Annotated in this window: 12 protein-coding genes; 9 read left to right on the forward strand and 3 right to left on the reverse strand. The window is 38.9% G+C overall.

The genetic code is table 11. The features are described from left to right. Nucleotides 1-698 precede the first annotated feature (698 nt). The 4 genes from PSM_RS02750 (at nucleotide 699) to PSM_RS02765 (ending at nucleotide 5,255) form a co-directional block, all read left to right on the forward strand. Nucleotides 699-2,765, forward strand: coding sequence for a catalase (locus PSM_RS02750; protein WP_013464107.1), 2,067 nt, complete (start codon nucleotides 699-701; stop codon nucleotides 2,763-2,765). Between the two features lie 86 nt (nucleotides 2,766-2,851). Continuing rightward, nucleotides 2,852-3,835: a DNA topoisomerase IB gene (locus PSM_RS02755; RefSeq protein WP_013464108.1), complete on the forward strand. Its 984-nt coding sequence runs from the start codon at nucleotides 2,852-2,854 to the stop codon at nucleotides 3,833-3,835. Nucleotides 3,836-4,048: 213 nt separating this feature from the next. Next, the gene (locus tag PSM_RS02760; RefSeq protein WP_013464109.1) at nucleotides 4,049-4,543 is read left to right on the forward strand and encodes a general stress protein; all 495 of its coding nucleotides are present in this window, start codon (nucleotides 4,049-4,051) and stop codon (nucleotides 4,541-4,543) included. 118 nt (nucleotides 4,544-4,661) lie between these two features. Beyond that, nucleotides 4,662-5,255 carry an acyl carrier protein phosphodiesterase gene (locus PSM_RS02765; protein ID WP_013464110.1) on the forward strand — a complete coding sequence of 198 codons (594 nt, stop codon included), beginning with the start codon at nucleotides 4,662-4,664 and terminating at the stop codon, nucleotides 5,253-5,255. Between the two features lie 23 nt (nucleotides 5,256-5,278). Here the strand turns inward: PSM_RS02765 and PSM_RS02770 are convergent, their stop codons facing one another. Beyond that, complete coding sequence (locus PSM_RS02770; RefSeq protein ID WP_010390782.1) at nucleotides 5,279-5,587, reverse strand: hypothetical protein; 309 nt, start codon at nucleotides 5,585-5,587, stop codon at nucleotides 5,279-5,281. Between the two features lie 173 nt (nucleotides 5,588-5,760). Here PSM_RS02770 and PSM_RS02775 point away from each other — a divergent pair, with 173 nt between their 5' ends. Both PSM_RS02775 and PSM_RS02780 read left to right on the forward strand, forming a co-directional pair. Continuing rightward, nucleotides 5,761-6,873 carry an efflux RND transporter periplasmic adaptor subunit gene (locus PSM_RS02775; protein WP_013464111.1) on the forward strand — a complete coding sequence of 371 codons (1,113 nt, stop codon included), beginning with the start codon at nucleotides 5,761-5,763 and terminating at the stop codon, nucleotides 6,871-6,873. A 21-nt stretch (nucleotides 6,874-6,894) separates the two neighbouring features. Further along, nucleotides 6,895-10,056: an efflux RND transporter permease subunit gene (locus PSM_RS02780; protein WP_013464112.1), complete on the forward strand. Its 3,162-nt coding sequence runs from the start codon at nucleotides 6,895-6,897 to the stop codon at nucleotides 10,054-10,056. A 65-nt stretch (nucleotides 10,057-10,121) separates the two neighbouring features. Here the strand turns inward: PSM_RS02780 and PSM_RS02785 are convergent, their stop codons facing one another. Both PSM_RS02785 and PSM_RS02790 read right to left on the reverse strand, forming a co-directional pair. Then, nucleotides 10,122-12,302 carry a GAF domain-containing hybrid sensor histidine kinase/response regulator gene (locus PSM_RS02785; RefSeq protein ID WP_013464113.1) on the reverse strand — a complete coding sequence of 727 codons (2,181 nt, stop codon included), beginning with the start codon at nucleotides 12,300-12,302 and terminating at the stop codon, nucleotides 10,122-10,124. 163 nt (nucleotides 12,303-12,465) lie between these two features. Continuing rightward, on the reverse strand, nucleotides 12,466-14,160 hold the full coding sequence (locus PSM_RS02790; RefSeq protein ID WP_013464114.1) for a GGDEF domain-containing protein: 1,695 nt from the start codon (nucleotides 14,158-14,160) through the stop codon (nucleotides 12,466-12,468). Between the two features lie 219 nt (nucleotides 14,161-14,379). Here PSM_RS02790 and PSM_RS02795 point away from each other — a divergent pair, with 219 nt between their 5' ends. The 3 genes from PSM_RS02795 (at nucleotide 14,380) to kynU (ending at nucleotide 17,878) form a co-directional block, all read left to right on the forward strand. Next, nucleotides 14,380-15,681: a metal-dependent hydrolase family protein gene (locus PSM_RS02795; RefSeq protein WP_013464115.1), complete on the forward strand. Its 1,302-nt coding sequence runs from the start codon at nucleotides 14,380-14,382 to the stop codon at nucleotides 15,679-15,681. A gap of 125 nt (nucleotides 15,682-15,806) precedes the next feature. Then, complete coding sequence (locus tag PSM_RS02800) at nucleotides 15,807-16,640, forward strand: alpha/beta hydrolase family protein (RefSeq protein ID WP_013464116.1); 834 nt, start codon at nucleotides 15,807-15,809, stop codon at nucleotides 16,638-16,640. Nucleotides 16,641-16,642: 2 nt separating this feature from the next. Next, on the forward strand, nucleotides 16,643-17,878 hold the full coding sequence (gene kynU / locus PSM_RS02805) for a kynureninase (protein ID WP_013464117.1): 1,236 nt from the start codon (nucleotides 16,643-16,645) through the stop codon (nucleotides 17,876-17,878). The last annotated feature ends 31 nt before the right edge of the window (nucleotides 17,879-17,909 follow it).

The raw sequence follows: 17,909 nt of genomic DNA on the forward strand, positions 1-17,909 counted from the left end.
TAATTGATTGGATAGTTTTGAAGTATATTAGCATCAATATTTTAATATCAACGCAGCGCATAACTGAGTTAGGTAATTGACTAAATAATCACTATTAGATGCGTTTTTAAAGGAATAAAGATGTTTTTATCATTTTTTAAAAATCTTTTATATTGTTTATATAGTAATTTACTCGGTCAAATCTATCACTCATCCGCAGAGACAGATGTTATTGCTTAAGGTGCTTTATCAGTTGAGTTATCAATCTGCGCTAGGTGTTACTGAGAAATAAGAGTTATATACTTTATCAAGGTGTGGGCGTTATGCAGTAAGCCGTTTAAAGAAACTATGCCCAGATAAAGCGAGTAAATTTTTATTACCTAAACTGACATGTACAAAAGCAGAACGCTATTTTAAATAAGAATAAAGCCGAGTAACATTTACGTTCAAACCTTTCTGAGCCCTCAATAAAGACAAAGTCCTCACTAAATCTATCATTGTAAAAATACAGTAATAATGAAAATCAGAATAAAATGATGCTCTGGGGAAAGCTTACATTAGTTGTGTAATTTTTATAGTTTGTATTGGTAAAATATTTTCATTCCTTTCTTAGTTATTGATTTTAAAGCTATTTAGATATGGTCTTTTTTTTGCTTGGTTGTTGTTTTTTAACCCTTTAAAAATATAGCAATCAAAAAATCATTTAAGGAAGAAAAGTTATGGCAGAGTCATTTAAGTACACAAATAATAAAGGACATGCAGGAGAGCTTCATCAAAAAGCTAATGAAGACCACCCCGTAATGACAACCGCACAAGGTTGCCCTATTAGTGATAATCAAAATTCATTAAAAGCAGGTCAACGCGGACCAGGACTATTGGAAGATCATGTGTTACGAGAAAAGTTGTTTCACTTTGATCACGAGCGAATTCCTGAGCGAGTTGTTCACGCAAGAGGGTATGGAGCACATGGTTACTTTGAAACGTATGATGCTTTAGATGATTTAACTTCTGCTGATATTTTTCAACGTAAAGGTGAAAAAACACCTGTTTTTGCACGCTTTTCAACAGTGGCGGGTAATCAGGGCTCGCCTGATTTAGCTCGTGATGTGCGAGGTTTTGCCGTTAAGTTTTATACGCAGGAAGGTAATTGGGATCTGGTAGGCAATAATATCCCAGTTTTTTTCATTCAAGACGCGATGAAGTTTCCCGACCTTATACATAGCGCAAAAGCAGAACCAGATCGTGGTTTTCCACAAGCGCAAACAGCCCACGATAATTTTTGGGATTTTGTAAGTTTGTCGCCAGAATCCATGCACATGGTTATGTGGGCAATGTCAGATAGAGCTATCCCGCGCTCATTAAGGTTTATGGAAGGATTTGGCGTTCATACTTTTAAGTTTATTAATGCACAAGGTGAAGAAAAATTTGTTAAGTTCCACTGGAAACCTAAAGGCGGTATGCAGTCAGTGGTTTGGAATGAGGCATTGAAATTAAATGGCGTTGATCCTGATTTTCATCGTCGTGACATGTGGGAATCAATTAATAATGGAGACTATCCGGAATGGGAGTTGGGCATTCAAGTATTTGATCAAAAATTTGCTGAAGAGTTCGAGTTTGATGTTTTTGATGCCACTAAACTGATACCCGAAGAGCAAGTGCCAGTTAAAATTATTGGTAAAATGGTGCTCAATCGAGTCGTAGACAACTTCTTCGCAGAAACCGAACAGGTTGCATTTTGCACACAGAATATAGTACCAGGACTTGATTTTACTGCTGATCCTTTATTGCAAGGCCGTAATTTTTCTTACCTAGATACACAAACCAAACGCCTAGGTGGGCCTAATTTCACACAAATTCCTATTAATGCAGCAAAATGCCCGATGAGACATTTTCTTCAAGATGGCCACATGGCAATGCAGAACCCTAAAGGCCGGGTTAATTACGAACCTAATTCATTCAGCGGGGGTGAAAACACCCCGCGAGAGTGCCCTGTACACGGATTCAAAAGCTCAGAATCTGAAACTGACGGTGGTAAATTACGCTATCGCTCAGAAACATTTAGTGATCACTATAGCCAAGCACGACAATTTTATTTAAGTCAAACCGACGTTGAGCAAACGCATATTCAAGACGCTTTAATTTTTGAGTTATCTAAAGTAGAGCATTTACGTATCAGAGAACGCGTAGTTTCTCATCTGTTAAACATTGATAACAAGCTTGCTGAGAAAGTTGCATTGGGTTTAGGTTTACAAACTATGCCAGATGCGGCAGAAGCGGCGCTTGATACCCGTCAAGATTTACCAGTATCTGATGCGCTAAGCATTTTAAAAAATGCGCCAAATACATTTAAAGGCAGGAAGCTTGGTATATTAGTAAGTGATGGTTTTGATGCTGAAACCTTTAATTTATTAATACAAAGCCTTAAAGAGGAAGGTGCAAGCCATGAAGTTATTGCGGCTCAAGTTGGTGGTGCTAAAAATAGTAAGGGCGAGATTGTTGAGGCCGATCAGGTGATTAACGGCGGACCTTCGGTGCTTTACGACGCAATAGCTCTGCTTACCACTAATGAAGGCGCCAAAAAGCTTGCTGAAATACCGGAGGCGAAAGATTTTGTCAGTGATGCTTATGCACATATGAAGTATATCGGCTTTAGTGATAAAGCAGCTCCTTTAATCGAGGCTACTGGTTTAAATGGACAACTTGATGATGGCTGGTTGGATTTAAATAAAATTTCCGCAAGTGAGTTTGTCTCAAAAATTCGTAACCTTAGGTATTGGAGTCGATAAATCGTATAACAAGGGCTAGTGAGAACTAGCCCTTGTTATTGATGGCACCGTTTTATTTGAGGATTACAAAAATTTAAAGGAATAAAATGAAACTAATTTATGTCGATGATAACTTGCCGGGCATAACTCGTAAGAGGCATGAAAACCAATGGGTTTATTATGATCCTGCAGGAAAGAAAATACATGATAAAGATGAAGTAGAGCGGTTAGACAGCCTCGCTTTTCCCCCCGCATACAAAGATGTATGGTTATGTCCAGAAGAAAATGGGCATATTTTAGCTACTGGCTACGACAGCAAAGGCCGCAAGCAATACTTTTATCATCCCGAGTTTAGGGAGCAGCAAGAGCTTAAAAAGTTTGAAGCATGTGCTTTATTTGGAAATAAACTGCCTTTGTTAAGAGCAAAACTATCGGAATATTTGCGAGGTAATGAGCTTGATTACCAGCGCACAATTGCAGCCGTTGTACGTTTAATGGATCTTGGAGCCCTGCGCGTTGGCTCTAAAAAAAATGCCAAACATAATAATAGTTTTGGTGCTACAACATTGCGTAGCCGGCATGCAAAACTAACTGGTAAAAATATTCGCTTAAAGTATAAAGCAAAATCCGGTAAGCAAAGAGAAGTGAACATAACAGATAAAGTGCTTAGCTCTATCATACAGCAGTTGCAAGATTTGCCTGGGCAGAGCCTATTCCAATATATCGATGAAGGCGAGTATTGTGATGTTACCTCCAAAGAGGTGAATGAGTTTATTCAAAGTGTTATGGGCGAGCAGTTTAGTGCAAAACATTTTAGAACATGGCGGGCCAGTGTTTTGGCATTTGAAGTCTTACATAAATCAAACGGCCAGCTTTCGCTTAAAGATATGTTAGATAGCGTTTCAAGTAATTTAGGGAATACCCCAGCAATAGCTCGTAATTCATATATTCATCCAAAGTTGATTGAGCTGTATAAAGGAGGCAAGGAAGCTCTAAAGGACTTTAATAACTTAGACAAACTACCCCGTAAGACTAAGTACCTGAGTCGCTATGAACGTGGGTTGTTGATATTTTTAGAAGAACAATGCTAATAACGTTAGTCTCTTTGTAATTCTACTCATATTTCAATCGCTTGAGTGATACCTATGTGTGTGAACTTTTTACAACTTCTAGCAACTTTTACTTTAAAACGTAGAGCTTCACTCTGCTTTTTTATTTATCTATTTGATTTTAAAGGATTAAAAATTTGGTTTGAATGTTGCTAATTACTAAGCGTACTTTCTTAAACAAATAAAGGAGTTATTATGAGTACTGTTATTACTGGGTTATTCGATAATGCATCACAAGCAACATTAGCAATTTATAGATTAGAAGCTTTAGGTGTAAGTGAGGCGGATATAAGCATTGTCGCTAACGACTCCTATACAAAGGAAGACTTTGCTGTAGATGAAGGGACCAAAGCTGCAGAGGGCGGTTTGTTGGGCGCTGCATCTGGTGGCGTGTTAGCGGCAATTATTGGTGGTTTTACCGCTGTTGGAGCAGTCGCTTCTGGTGGTGCCGGCTTATTAGTTGCAGGTCCTTTGGTTTCAGCACTTGCAGCTGGTGGCGCAGGTGCTGCCGTTGGTGGGACTTTAGGCGCAGCAATCGGCGCATTTATTCCAGAACATGAAATTAAGTATTATGAAGACGCAATTGAGAAAGGTTCAATACTCGTCGGTGTTAAATATAACAGCGATAACAAAAATAGTGTTGAAGAAATTCTTGATAATGCTGGTGCAAGCAAGGTTTCAAAAGCGTAATATTTTAGAATGCGCTATCAGTATCTAAAATGTATAAAGGTGGAACTGCGTTCCATCTTTTTACGTGTTTGAATTTAAAACTATCTGAGTTTGGTATATTAATCTATATTGGCAACCAATGAATTACTTAGCCCACCTTTATTTAGCACAGCCTACGGCTGATTCTCATTTTGGCAATTTGCTGGGAGATTTTGGTGGCCAACGACAGGTAACGCATCTACCTACAACTGTAAAAAGTGCGCTAGATAACCATTATTTAGTGGATAAATTTACTGACACACATCCTCTAGTAAAAGAAGCTAAGCAGCTTTTTTCAGCCAAGCGCAGGCGCTTTGCAGGTGTGGCAGTTGATGTGGTGTTTGATCATTTTCTTATTGCGCATTGGCAGCAGTTTAATAACCAATCACTAATTGATTTTAAGCACACCAGTTATGACCTTTTGGACAGGCGTATACCTGTAATGCCACAGAAAATGCAGCGTGTAGTAACCAGTATGACGAAAAACGATTGGTTTAAGGAGTACGAAAGCATTGATGGGGTGGGGCGGGCGCTTGATAATATTGCTAAACGTATTCGCTTTACTAATAATTTTGCAGGCACCGCTGAAGATATAATCCGCCATTATAGTGAGCTAGATGAGCTCTTTTTAGCGTTTTTCCCTGAGCTGATTAAGCACGTTAATGAGTTTAATTTGGAAAGCGCACCAAAGTAGAGTGCGCTTACAAAATAAGTGGTTTAGTCGTCTGGTCCTTTTAGGGTAAATACTAAATGTTTGCGCATATCTTTTAAAATTACGCCTTTTTTGAGCATGGCACCGCTTAAGCGTTTTTGCCACTTTAGTAGCTCCGGCTCTGCGGCTGTAAGTGCTTGTTGGTTTTCAAATTGAAAACACATTAGTAAAGAACCTGGAAATAAATGATATTCCACATCAAACCAGCATTGCAGCATACCTGGGATTTCAGCACGGCCTTGCTCTTCTATTTTGTCAGCAACATTGAGAACGAGAGCTTGTTGTTTTACTTGCACAGCAGATAGTTTTTTCATGTGGAGATCCAATTTAGAGGCTAAAAATACAGCCGGAATATTGCATTATACCCAAGCTTTCAGGGTGATAACAATGTTAGCCATACTTTAAATTAGATGGCTCACTGTGAATATTGATTGTGGTTAGTTTGGTAGTACAACCAGTTTGAATACACTATTTATCAAGGGAAATTATGAATTATATAGCTGTTTGTTTCGTTATTATTTTTATGTTGTCAGGGTGCTCTGAAGAGCAAGTTTCTGAGCAAAAATTAAAACCTGTTTCTGTCATAGAGTTAAATAAAACTAAATCGTTTGATAGTCGTATTTTATCAGGTGTTATCCAACCTGCTAACACAGCCACTTTAATGTTTGAGGTTAGCGGCAAGGTCGAAGACGTTTTTTTTGAAATTGGTGAGGCTTTTGAAAAAGGTGAGCCGTTAGCTAGGCTGGAACAAACAAAGTATTTATTGGCAGTGCAAGAGGCCAAAGGGCAGGTCTCTAATGCGAAGGCTATGCTGCTAAATGTTAAGCAAGATTTTGAGCGCAAAGCATCACTGGTTGATGATGGCGCTGTGTCACGCGCGCAATACGATGTAGCAAAGTCGCAATATGAGAGTGCCAAAGATAAAGTCGATATTGCTAAAGTTCGACTAGCGATGGCAAAAGAAGAGTTACAAGATACCACGCTAATTGCGCCCTATGCAGGGACTATTTCAAAACGTAATATTGAACCTTCACAACAGGTAAGCCCAAATACGTCTGCATTTATAATTCAAGGTAAAGAAAATTTTGAAGTTTCTACCCTTGCCCCTGAAGCGATTCTCTCCTCATTAGCTATTGATAAGCCTGCTAAGGTAACTATTTCAGCATTAGATAAAACGTTGAATGCCAAAATTAAAGAAATTGGCACAGCTGCTCAAGGCGCGAATGCGTTTCCTGTTATTTTAAAGATATCTGCAAATGATGTTGCAGATATTAGAACGGGTATGAGTGCTGAAGTACAATTTAAACAACAGCAGGAAGCCACAGATGCTTTTGTAGTACCTGTAAGTGCCATTATGGCGCAAGAAAATAATCAGCATTTTGTTTTTAAGCTGGTACCTACAGTGCAAGCTGAATCACAACAAGCAGGTTATGTTTTACAAAAAATAACCGTGGACGTAGTAACGTTTTTTGCGCAGAAAGCGCAAATTAAAGGCGATTTAAAAGAAGGGGAGCGAATTGTTAATGCGGGAATGGCTTTTTTACACGATGGGCAAAAAGTGACGCTTATCGAGGGTGAAATCAAGCGCCTTAATCCATAACCCGTGACGGAGATTTAAACGATGAAAATCCCTACTATTTCAGAGCTTGCTCTTGATCATAATCGCTTGATGCTGGCCATCGTCTTTGGCCTTATGCTATTTGGCGCATTTAGTTATTATCAACTACCCAAACAAGAAGATCCTAAAATAAAAATTCGTGAGGCGGTTGTAACAACCGCTTACCCTGGCATGAGCGCAAAAAAAGTAGAGCTGTTGATCACTAAAACACTCGAAGAAGCGATACGTGAAATGCCCAGTATTGCCGAAATTCGCTCAGTATCTATTCCAGGCCGCTCTATTATTCACGCAGAGCTCAAGCAAAGTGTTGAGCAAAGTGAGTTTGATCAGCAGTGGGATATACTGCGTGACCAAATTAACGCGGTTCGAGGCGAGCTACCCAGTGGTACTTTACCTTATGTGATTAATGATGATTTTGGTGATGTTGCCGTTTTAACAGTGGCACTTATTGCAGATCCCGCTTATAGCATGGGGGATCGCCAAGATGTGGCGCAACATATTGCTGATATGATGCATCAAGTCGAAGGCACAAAAAAAATTGATATTTTGGGTATTCAACAAGAGCGTATTTTTATTGAAACTAAAAACGCTAAGCTCGCTCAATTGGGGATTGCACCCACACAATTGATTGCGGCTTTAAAAAATCAAAATATTATACGCCCCAGTGGCATTATTGATGCCGATGGTGAAAACTTTATTATCCAGCCTTCTGGGAATTACCAAAGCCTAGCTGATATACGCAATACGCTGATCACTGTTCCCAATCAATCACAAACCATCTTATTACGTGATATTGCCAAAATAAGCCGTGAAGTGATCGACCCCCCTTCAAGAACAAGTTACTACAATGGCCGTCAAGCCATTATTTTTGCAATCTCTAAGGATGAACAAGCGGATGTGCTGAAGTTCACTCCTAAAATGGAAGCGATGATAGCTCAAATTAATCAAACTATACCTGCGGGCTATCAATTAAAAAATATTACCCGCCAAGCGGATGTGGTTGCCGATGCTGTATTTGGTGTGAGCTTTAGTGTGTTACAAACCATTGTTGTTGTCTCTATTGTGGTTATTATGTTTTTAGGTCTACGCACCGGCTTAATTGTAGGTTCGATTGTACCTGCAGCTATTTTAATCACGCTTTCATTTATGAACTTTATGGGTATTCCGCTGGAGCGTATGTCGCTTGCCACGTTAATTATAGCGCTTGGGCTACTGGTTGATGATGGCATAATAATGGCTGAAGATTTTAAAAAGCGTATAGAAGAGGGCGAAACGCGTGACGAAGCTATTCGTAATACCTCGGGTACGCTTGCGATACCCTCTTTAACCTCATCGTTGACTACTATTCTTGTGTTTTTGCCATTGATGTTGGCGCAAAGTAGTGCGGGTGAATATACACGCTCTATTTCGCTGGTGGTGTTAATTGCATTGCTTATTTCATGGGCGTTGAGCCTAACCTTTACTACTTACTTGTGTCATCGCTTTGTGAAAAAGGAAACGAGGCAAAAGCAAAATATTATTCGCCGCAAAATTAATGGATTTTTCGATAGCCTTAGTCCGCTTTATGAAAAAGTATTAAGACGAATTATGCGCGCTCGCATAATTTTTTTTGTTGTTATATTAGGGCTGTTTTTTGTTGGTGGTTGGGCTATGAGTTTAGTGCCTGCTAAGTTTTTTCCAGACTCCGACCGCGCGCAAATTTTAGTGTATTTAGATATGCCAGCCGGCACGTCAATGCGTAAAACTGATGCAACGATACAAGCCATTTTAAAAAAATTGGATGATAAAGCGCGTTTTCCGCATATTAAAAAATATGCTGCTTATGGTGGATTTGGCGGGCCACGGTTTGTTTTGTCACTCACACCGATTGATCCTGAGCCTTCAAAAGCATTCTTTATGATTGATGTTGGAGAGCGAAAACTAGCTGAGCCAACAATAAATAGCGTGCGCGACATGTTTGCTCAAGACTTTCCTGAAGTTATGGGGCGCGCCACTAAAATGTTTTTAGGGCCCTCAGATTCTTCACTGATAGAGATTCAAATTAAAGGCCCAGATAGTAATTATATTTATTCTATTGGCGAGGAAATTAAAACCTTATTGCGCAATACAGACGGCGCATTCGATATTAAAAGTGATTGGGAAAACCGCATTACTACACTTAAAGTTGAGGTTAACCAGCAAAATGCTCGTCGTGCTGGGGTTAGTTCAAACGATGTTGCCCAAGCATTAGAAACCTACTTTTCGGGACGCACAATCTCTGAGTTTCGTGAAGGTGATGACATATTCCCCATTGTGTTAAGGGCACAAAACAGTGAACGTTACGATCTAGACCGTATTAACAGCGTAAATGTTTATTCTTCGGCTCGAGGGGTTAATGTTCCTTTAATGCAAGTGGCCGACATTCGCTATGAAACGCAATTTGCGCGTATTGCGCGTGAAAATTTATTTCGTACTGTAACAGTACAAGCTAAAAACCAGATTATGTCGGCGCAAAGTATGGTGCCATTAATTGAAGGAAAGCTTGATAAAATAAGAGAAAAATTACCACCTGGTTATGAAATAGAATATGACGGTGTAATTGGAGACTCCGCGGAATCGCAAGCGTCAATTTTAGCTAACTTACCGCTGTGTATTGCCATTATGGTGTTTATTATTATTGCGCAATTTCGCTCTTACCGTGCAACTAGTATTGTATTTTTGACTGTGCCATTGATCATCATTGGTGCTGCTTTTGGTTTGTTGATTATGCAGGCAAACTTTGGGTTTATGGTTATTTTAGGTCTATATGCGCTTGCCGGAATTATCATTAATAATGCGGTTATATTAATTGACCGTATTAATATTGAACGTAAACAAATTGAGCACAGTGAACAACAAACCGCTGAGCAGTATAATCAACAAAATTATGAGGCGGTGATCAGCGCTTCTTTAAGACGTTTACGACCTATATTAATGTCTACTTGTACAACAATAATAGGCTTAATGCCGCTCATTTTATCTAAAGATGTTTTGTTTTATGGCCAAGCAAGCACTATTGCGTTTGGTCTTGCAATGGGAACAATTTTAACATTAGGGTTTGTTCCGGTTGTGTATACTTTTTTCTTTAAAATAAAGCCGGTTAAAGCAGATAAACAACAAACCCAGCGTGAGTTAGAGCAGGCTTAATACGAAGGGCTGATAATAGTTTTATCCCTATTTAGTGGTAATTTTAGCCACTAAATAGGCCTGTTTTATTCATGCTTTATTTGTTTAGATAAAAACAAGTTAGTAACGTCTGCGACTTTGATTAACGACTTTTTATCAGCTTGACTCCAAGTTACCTTTGAGCCCACACTTTCACAACAAATGACACCTAACGGTTTGCTATTAAGTGTATAAATGTAATCAAGTAAAGAATAAATATCGAGTGGCTCAAAGTAAGAGTGAGAGAATGGCTTGGTTACTTCGTTATTTCTGACATCAGAAGCGTCGAGTACTTGGTTAGCTAAAATATAGTTGAAATAAGCAGGGGAGTTTTCTGTGTATAGAACAGTTCCACTTGACACGTCATTATTTTCATCAAGGCAAATTAAGCAATTTAATGTACTGTATTCCTTATTAAATAACCAAAGGCTCACTCGATTAGCATTGGGAATAAGCGTTTTTAACTCTTTGCATATTTGCTTTAGCTTCCGGTCGCTAGAAACATTAGGATCGCTAATTTTTACTGCTAAGTTTTTTAGGTTGAGGTTTTTAGGATTATAAACATTGAGTAAGCTATTGATCTTAGCTTTATCAAACGGTTTAGTTAAGTAGCCATCCATACCAATATCTAAATAATGCTCAATGTCTTGTTTTAGGGTATTTGCTGTCATAGCTATAATCGGAACGGTTTTACCTGTAGGAAGCGCTCTAATAGCTTGCGTAGCTTTTATGCCATCCATTTCAGGCATTTGTATATCCATGAAAATTAAGTCTACCGAGTGCTCCTTGAAGTACTTAACGCATTCTTTACCGTCCTCTGCGATAATTAAATTAGCATTATGTGCTTTGAGCATTTTAACAATAATAAGCTGATTTATTTTATTATCTTCGGCAATTAAAACAGTACTACCTTGAAGGTTTGTTATATCAGTGCACTGCTTCGAGGTTGGTGGCAATAAAGCAATCTCAAAGCTTTGCTCATAGGTAAACGTGGAGCCCTTAACTATTTTGCTGGTAAAGCTAAGGTGCCCCTGCATTAACTCACTTAAACGAGCGCAAATTGATAAGCCTAAACCTGTGCCTCCATATTTCCTTGAGGTTGATGAGTCGGCCTGATGAAATTCTTTAAATAAATGCTCTTGAACAGTCTCATTAACACCAAGGCCTGTATCAATAACTTCAAAGGTGAGTACTTGTGTTTGCAATGTACTATTTTTAACACTTATCTTCAGTTCTACTTGGCCAAAGTTGGTAAATTTAATCGCATTTGAGCACAGGTTATTTAAAATTTGCGAAATCCGAAGAGGATCGCCTTTTAAATTGTCTGCTATTTTTGGGTCTATCGATGTAATCAGCTTTATGCCTTTAGCAGATGCCTGCTGTAACAGGGGTTTTATTACATCGCTAATAACCTCATTAAGACTGAAGTTGATATGTTCAATTTCTAATTTGCCAGCCTCAATTTTAGAAAAGTCTAAAATATCGTTAACAATATTTGATAAGTAATGTGCTGACTTTAATATGCTTTTTAAGGTGCTGTTTTTTTCCTCTGTTGTGGTCTCTGAGATAGCAAACTCAGCTAAATTTAAAATTCCATGTAATGGGGTTCTCAGCTCATGAGTCATATTTGCCAAAAATTTACTCTTTGTGTTATTGGCGATATCCGCGGCTTCTTTTAACTTTTCTAGCTCTTTATTGTGTTCTTTTTGTTTTTCTAACGCCATAAACAGCTTTTTATTATTAAGCCGAAGCTCTAATTGCGCAATGACCTCTTTGCTCAAAACCGTGAGTGCATTTATTTGTTTGCTTGAAAGCTTTTTTGGTTTATCGCTAATAACACATAACGTACCTATAGCGTTTCCTCTTGGTGTGATGAGAGGTGCACCTGCATAAAAGCGAATATTTGGGTCGTTTGTAACTAAGGGATTATCGTGAAAGCGGGTGTCAGTAAGTGCATTTTGAACTTCGAATACTTGGTTTTCTAGAATTGCGTGAGAACAAAACGAAATATCTCGTGCGGTTTCGGCTACATCAATACCATGCTTTGACTTAAACCATTGCCTGTCAGGATCAACAAGACTTATTAGTGAGATTGGCGTTTCGCAAATATCAGATGCAAGCTGGGTTAAATCGTCAAAGGATTTTTCAGCTTCAGTGTCTAAAACGTCATACTCATATAAGTCTTTTAGCCGTGATAGTTCATCCTCAGGTGTTGACGCTTTTATCATTATGTAACCTTGTTTTTGTTATGCTTAACAATGAGTAATAGAATAAAAATAATAACGGATGCGCTAGCGTAAAATGCAATTAAATTATTATGCTTAAGTATTTAGCTTATATGACCTTTTAAATTTTTACGAATTGATTTAAAACAATCCGTCTTATAGGGAGTCAATCAACAATTTTATTTCGACCACTATTTTTTGCCTCGTATAAATAGTCATCAACGTATTTTAAGCTGCTTTGTAGGCTAATTGTGCCATCGTGGGTAAGCAGTCCAATACTAACAGTAAAGCTAATATTTTTATTGCGATAGTAAACTTTATGTTCATTCACTGCGTTTTTAATACGCTCAGCGGCTTGCTTAGCTTCGGCTTTGTTTGTGTTAGGCATTATAATTAAAAACTCTTCACCGCCAAGGCGAAATACAGCGTCATTTTTTCTGGTGAGGCCATGTAAAATATTAGCGAGTTCTTTTAAACCTTTATCTCCAGCTTCGTGGCCGTAGTTATCATTTATGGCTTTAAAGTGATCTATATCGAGCATTAATAATGAAATATAGGTATTTCCATCTTGTGTTTTTAATAGCTCATCGGTAAGGAACCTGTATAAGGTTCGCCTATTTAAACATCCTGTAAGTGGGTCTACATTAGCCTGTTTTTCTAACTCTTTGTTAAGTGTAAATAGTTCTTGAGTGCGTGCCTGTATTCTTTGCTCTAAACTGGTATTAAGGGCTATGAGTTTGTGTTCTATGTTTATTTCTTTGCTTACATCGTTTTGCACCGCAAAGTAATAAGCGATTTTTCCATCTCTATAAATCGGCGATATTGCCAACTCATTCCAATAGGGTTCCCCACTTTTGGTGTAGTTTAAAATTCGGGTGCTTATAGGCAGCCCTTTTTTGAGGTGAGTTTTAAGTTTAGCTATCGTTTTTAAATCAGTATTTTCACCTTGTAAAATAGAGCCGAGTTTTTTGCCTTCGACTTCAAAAAGGCTATACCCTGTCATTTTTTCGAATGATCCATTAACCCAAATAACATGCTTATTTTTATCGGCAATGACCATTCCTACCGTAGTTTCTTTGAGTGCGGTAACTAAAAAGTCTCGTTCAAGGGCTATTTTTTCACTTCCTGTTATATCCTGAAAAATGCCGTATAGCTTAGTAATTTCACCATTTTTATTTCTTGATACATTACCGCTTGATATTACCGTGCGTTCTTGTTGGTCGTCATCTACAACACGTAATTTTATACAACTCCATTCTTGCCCCGTTAAAAGCGCATTTTCGACAGCGCTGGCTATTTTGGGCTTATCATCTGCATGATAAAAGTTTATTGCAGTATCTAACTGTGGTGAATAGCGACTAGGGGAAACACCATGGATAGTGTAAATTTCATCGGTCCAAAATAATTGGTTGCTATTACAGTCGAGCTGCCAATAACCTACTTTTAAAACTTCGCCTGCGTTTTCTATGATGGTTTGTAATTCGTTATTTTTAATAACAGAGGACACTTGGGCAAAATGCTGGTTAAAAACTAAAACCATATATTGGTGTTGGTTTTGATCCACATTATGTAAGCAGCAGTTCAGTTTAATAGAGTAATCGGTTGCAAATGTGAGCTCAATATCAAATTGGTCTAACTCATTATGTTGCGATTTTAGTGCGAGAATTTGTTGTTGTAATAGTGTTTTGCTTTGAGTTGTACAACAGGCATACAGGTTTTCAATAGTTGGCATGTTTTTGGTTGTAATATTTAGCTCTGACCACCCATCTGAGAGATAACTGAGCTGATCATGGTTATCAAATACCATTAAAAGAAAGTTGCATTTTTCTAGCAGTGCAATATTTATGTCTTTAATATCCATAAGCTCCCTACATATGAAAAGTATTACAACAATATGGTTGAGTATAGACATCTTTTTTATTTTTTCAGTTTGAAGGCAGTGTAAATAGTGGTCAGAATTTTTACTAAAAACGTATTTCAGGTTTGTTTTTGTGACTTTCCTGATAAGGTATTGGTTGCATAACAATATTTTAACGTTATTTCGTTGCTGTTAACGAAAAGCGAATCATTGGAGATTTTCATGAGCATATTTCGATTGAGTGTTATTACCTCGATTTTTTTAGCCGCAAATTTTTGCGCCAGCAGTGCACAAGCTAATACTAAAGTGATTTATGCGGGAGAGCTATTAAGCGTCCCTGGCGAAAAATCACAGCAAAAACAAACTGTAGTAATAGAAAATGGCAAAATAGTGTCTGTATCCGCTGGTTTTTTACCGGCCTCTCGATTTGGTGATGATGCCCAATTAATCGATTTATCGACCAGCTTTGTTATGCCAGGGCTTATGGATATGCATGTGCATTTACAAGGTGAGCTTGGGCCAGATAATAAAAAAGAACTGGTTGAAATGTCTGATGCAGATGTAGCGATGCGCAGTGTTCATTTTGCTAATAAAACCCTGATGGCGGGATTTACCACCGTACGTGATGTAGGTAGCCAAAGCGAACAAATGTACGCATTACGAAAAGGGGTGGCGAATGGTTGGGTTAATGGCCCGCGTATTATTGCCGGTGCTGGAGTAACTATTACTGGTGGGCATTTAGATGTTGATGGTATGAGTCCTGATTTACTCACCATAAAAACACCACGAACAGTGTGTGATGGCGCAGTTGAGTGCCGTAAAAAAACACGTTATGCAATTAAGTATGGGGCCGATTTAATTAAAGTGGCCTCTACCGGTGGTGTGCTTTCTGATACCACCACGGGGACGGGTCAACAAATGGAAGACGATGAGCTCAAAGCCATTGTAAAAACCGCACATGGGTTAGGGCGAAAAGTAGCAAGCCATGCCCATGCTGCACAAGGTATTAATGCCGCACTTCGTGCAGGGGTTGATAGCATTGAACACGGCAGTTACACCGATGAAGAGGGCATTAAGCTCTTTAAAGAAACCGGCGCTTACCTTGTACCAACGTTATTAGCTGGCGATACTGTGGTTAATATGGCAAAAAATTCAGATTTTATGTCTGCACCTATTAAGGCTAAAGCAACGAGAGTGGGGGGCGATATGCTCAACAACTTTACTAAGGCTTACAAAGCCGGCGTTAAAATTGCCTTTGGCACGGACAGTGGCGTATCAAAGCACGGTATTAACGCAAAAGAAGCCGTATTGATGTATGAAGCCGGTATGAGTACCTCCGATATTTTAAAGTCGGCAACCGTCAATGCTGCTGATTTAATTGATATGAGCCAGAGCTTAGGCACTATAGAGCCTGGTAAGTTTGCCGATATTATTGCCTTAGATTCCAGCCCACTTAGCGATATTAGCGCTTTAATGGATGTTGATTTTGTGATGAAAGAAGGCGTAATTTTCAAACAACAATAAACACTATATTTATTTTATTATGAATGACGTTACAACGCTGGTAGGTCGTACAACAAAATGTTTGTAGACGATTGACCAGCGTTATTTTGTTATACCGTTTTTAGGTAAAAAGGAAGTAGTTTATTTTGAAGAGCTTAGTGGTTTTATTTTTTAGTGTATGGCCTTTGTTAGCAAATAGTGCCTCGCAGCAACCAGTTGAATTTCCTGATGTTGAAAATAATGTAGCTTATGCAAAAGTGGCTTCATTGGGATTTAACTTAGCCGATGAAAAAATAGCCTACGGCAGTGATGAGTCACAGTACGCATTACTTTGGCGCGCAAAACAAGCACTGGTGCAAACGCCGTTAGTTATTTTACTCCATGGTGGCTGTTGGCTTAGTGAGTACGATATTAAACACACGTATGCGTTAAGTACGGGGCTTGCACAAGCTGGTTTTAACGTGTGGTCATTAGAGTATCGAAGAAGTGGTACAAGCGGTGGTGGCTGGCCTGTCACATTTAATGATATAAAAGCCGGTATTTTAGCGGCAAGTACTTACAATATTGGCGAGTTTAAATTAGCTGACTCGGTTGCTGTAGGGCACTCTGCTGGTGGGCATTTAGCACTGCTTGCGGGTGGTGAAATAAGCCAGCTTAAAGGCGTTATTGGCTTAGCCCCTATCACTGATATAAAAGCATATGCACGTGGTAATAACAGCTGTCAAAAAGTGACAAAAGATTTTATGCAAGGTATGCCAACTGATAAACCTAAGGCTTACACGCAAGCTAACCCGAGTGAGCAGCCACTTCATCCCCAGAGCATTATTTTACAAGGCGACAAAGATGCCATTGTCCCCGCTTTTAATTTAGCGCAGCTTAAACGCCCGGTGGTGATGATCGAAGGCGTGGGGCATTTTGATTGGATCCACCCAGGAACTGAGGCATTTAGTACACTAATAAAAAATTTAAATGAGATATAAAAATGAATTTTAATGAGATTGTAGCGCTTGATAAAGCCGACCCGCTGGCTAATAAACGCGATGAATTTGATTTACCCGCAGACACTATTTATCTCGATGGTAATTCACTAGGTGCCTTGCCTAAAGCCGTTAAGTCGCGCGTGGCAGAGGTGGTAAATCAACAATGGGGTAGTCACTTAATTAGAAGTTGGAATGATCACCAATGGATTGATTTACCCACTCAGGTAGGAGATAAAATAGCGCCGATTATTGGTGCTGCAAAAGGCCAAGTAATTTGTTGTGACTCTATTTCAGTTAACTTGTTCAAGCTGTTAAGTAGTGCGTTATCGTTAAGCCCTGGCCGAAATGTGGTGTTATCCACGCAAGATAACTTTCCAACCGACTTATATATGGTACAAGGGTTAAGTCACTTATTAGGTCCTGACCTATGTCAGCTTGAATTAGTAGCAGAGCAACACATTGAACAAAGCCTTAGCGATTCAGTGGCGGTGCTGCTATTAACGCAGGTGAACTTTAGAACCGGGCAGCTATTAGATATGCAAAAGCTGACCAAGCTTGCTCACGAAAAAGGCATTTTAGTGATATGGGATTTAGCCCACAGCGCGGGTGCTTTACCTATTGAGCTCGATAACTGTAATGCAGATTTTGCTGTTGGCTGTGGCTACAAATACTTAAACGGTGGCCCGGGCTCGCCTGCATTTTTATATGTGGCAAAACGTCATCAGACTAGTGTAAAGCAGCCACTATCAGGTTGGATGGGTCATGCTAAACCATTTGCTTTTAATGCTGAATATCAGGGCGCTGATAATATAAATCAGTATTTGTGTGGCACACCCAGTGTGATTGCTATGAGTGCGTTAGATGCCGCCCTTGATGTATGGCAAGATGTAGATATTTCTCAAATAAGAGAAAAGTCGATTGCACTTGCCGAGGTATTTATTAAATTGCTACAAACACATTCATGCTTAAGTGATTTGCGTTTATGCTCTACTGAAAATGCCTGTCAAAGAGGTAGCCAATTGGCATTTTCACATACAGACGCGTTCGCTATATGCCAAGCGTTAATTGAAAAAGGGGTTATTGCTGATTTTCGTGCGCCCAATATATTACGCTTTGGTTTTACACCTCTTTATACCTCATTTGAAGATATATGGAATGCGGTCACGATTTTGGCTGAGGTGGTTAAAACCCAGCTATATACTCAGCCACGTTTTAATTTAGCAGGTAAAGTAACGTAACGTTATGATGAGCCATTATTCAATAATGGCT

Origin of the sequence: Pseudoalteromonas sp. SM9913 (assembly GCF_000184065.1) — a bacterium.
GTDB classification, from domain to species: domain Bacteria; phylum Pseudomonadota; class Gammaproteobacteria; order Enterobacterales; family Alteromonadaceae; genus Pseudoalteromonas; species Pseudoalteromonas tetraodonis.

What these genes read in the sequence shown, in the direction of transcription:
- PSM_RS02750 (WP_013464107.1), top strand. Translation starts at nt 699, where the DNA reads ATGGCAGAGTCATTTAAGTACACAAATAATAAAGGACATGCAGGAGAG.
- PSM_RS02755 (WP_013464108.1), top strand. Translation starts at nt 2,852, where the DNA reads ATGAAACTAATTTATGTCGATGATAACTTGCCGGGCATAACTCGTAAG.
- PSM_RS02760 (WP_013464109.1), top strand. Translation starts at nt 4,049, where the DNA reads ATGAGTACTGTTATTACTGGGTTATTCGATAATGCATCACAAGCAACA.
- PSM_RS02765 (WP_013464110.1), top strand. Translation starts at nt 4,662, where the DNA reads ATGAATTACTTAGCCCACCTTTATTTAGCACAGCCTACGGCTGATTCT.
- PSM_RS02770 (WP_010390782.1), bottom strand. Translation starts at nt 5,587, where the DNA reads ATGAAAAAACTATCTGCTGTGCAAGTAAAACAACAAGCTCTCGTTCTC.
- PSM_RS02775 (WP_013464111.1), top strand. Translation starts at nt 5,761, where the DNA reads ATGAATTATATAGCTGTTTGTTTCGTTATTATTTTTATGTTGTCAGGG.
- PSM_RS02780 (WP_013464112.1), top strand. Translation starts at nt 6,895, where the DNA reads ATGAAAATCCCTACTATTTCAGAGCTTGCTCTTGATCATAATCGCTTG.
- PSM_RS02785 (WP_013464113.1), bottom strand. Translation starts at nt 12,302, where the DNA reads ATGATAAAAGCGTCAACACCTGAGGATGAACTATCACGGCTAAAAGAC.
- PSM_RS02790 (WP_013464114.1), bottom strand. Translation starts at nt 14,160, where the DNA reads ATGGATATTAAAGACATAAATATTGCACTGCTAGAAAAATGCAACTTT.
- PSM_RS02795 (WP_013464115.1), top strand. Translation starts at nt 14,380, where the DNA reads ATGAGCATATTTCGATTGAGTGTTATTACCTCGATTTTTTTAGCCGCA.
- kynU (WP_013464117.1), top strand. Translation starts at nt 16,643, where the DNA reads ATGAATTTTAATGAGATTGTAGCGCTTGATAAAGCCGACCCGCTGGCT.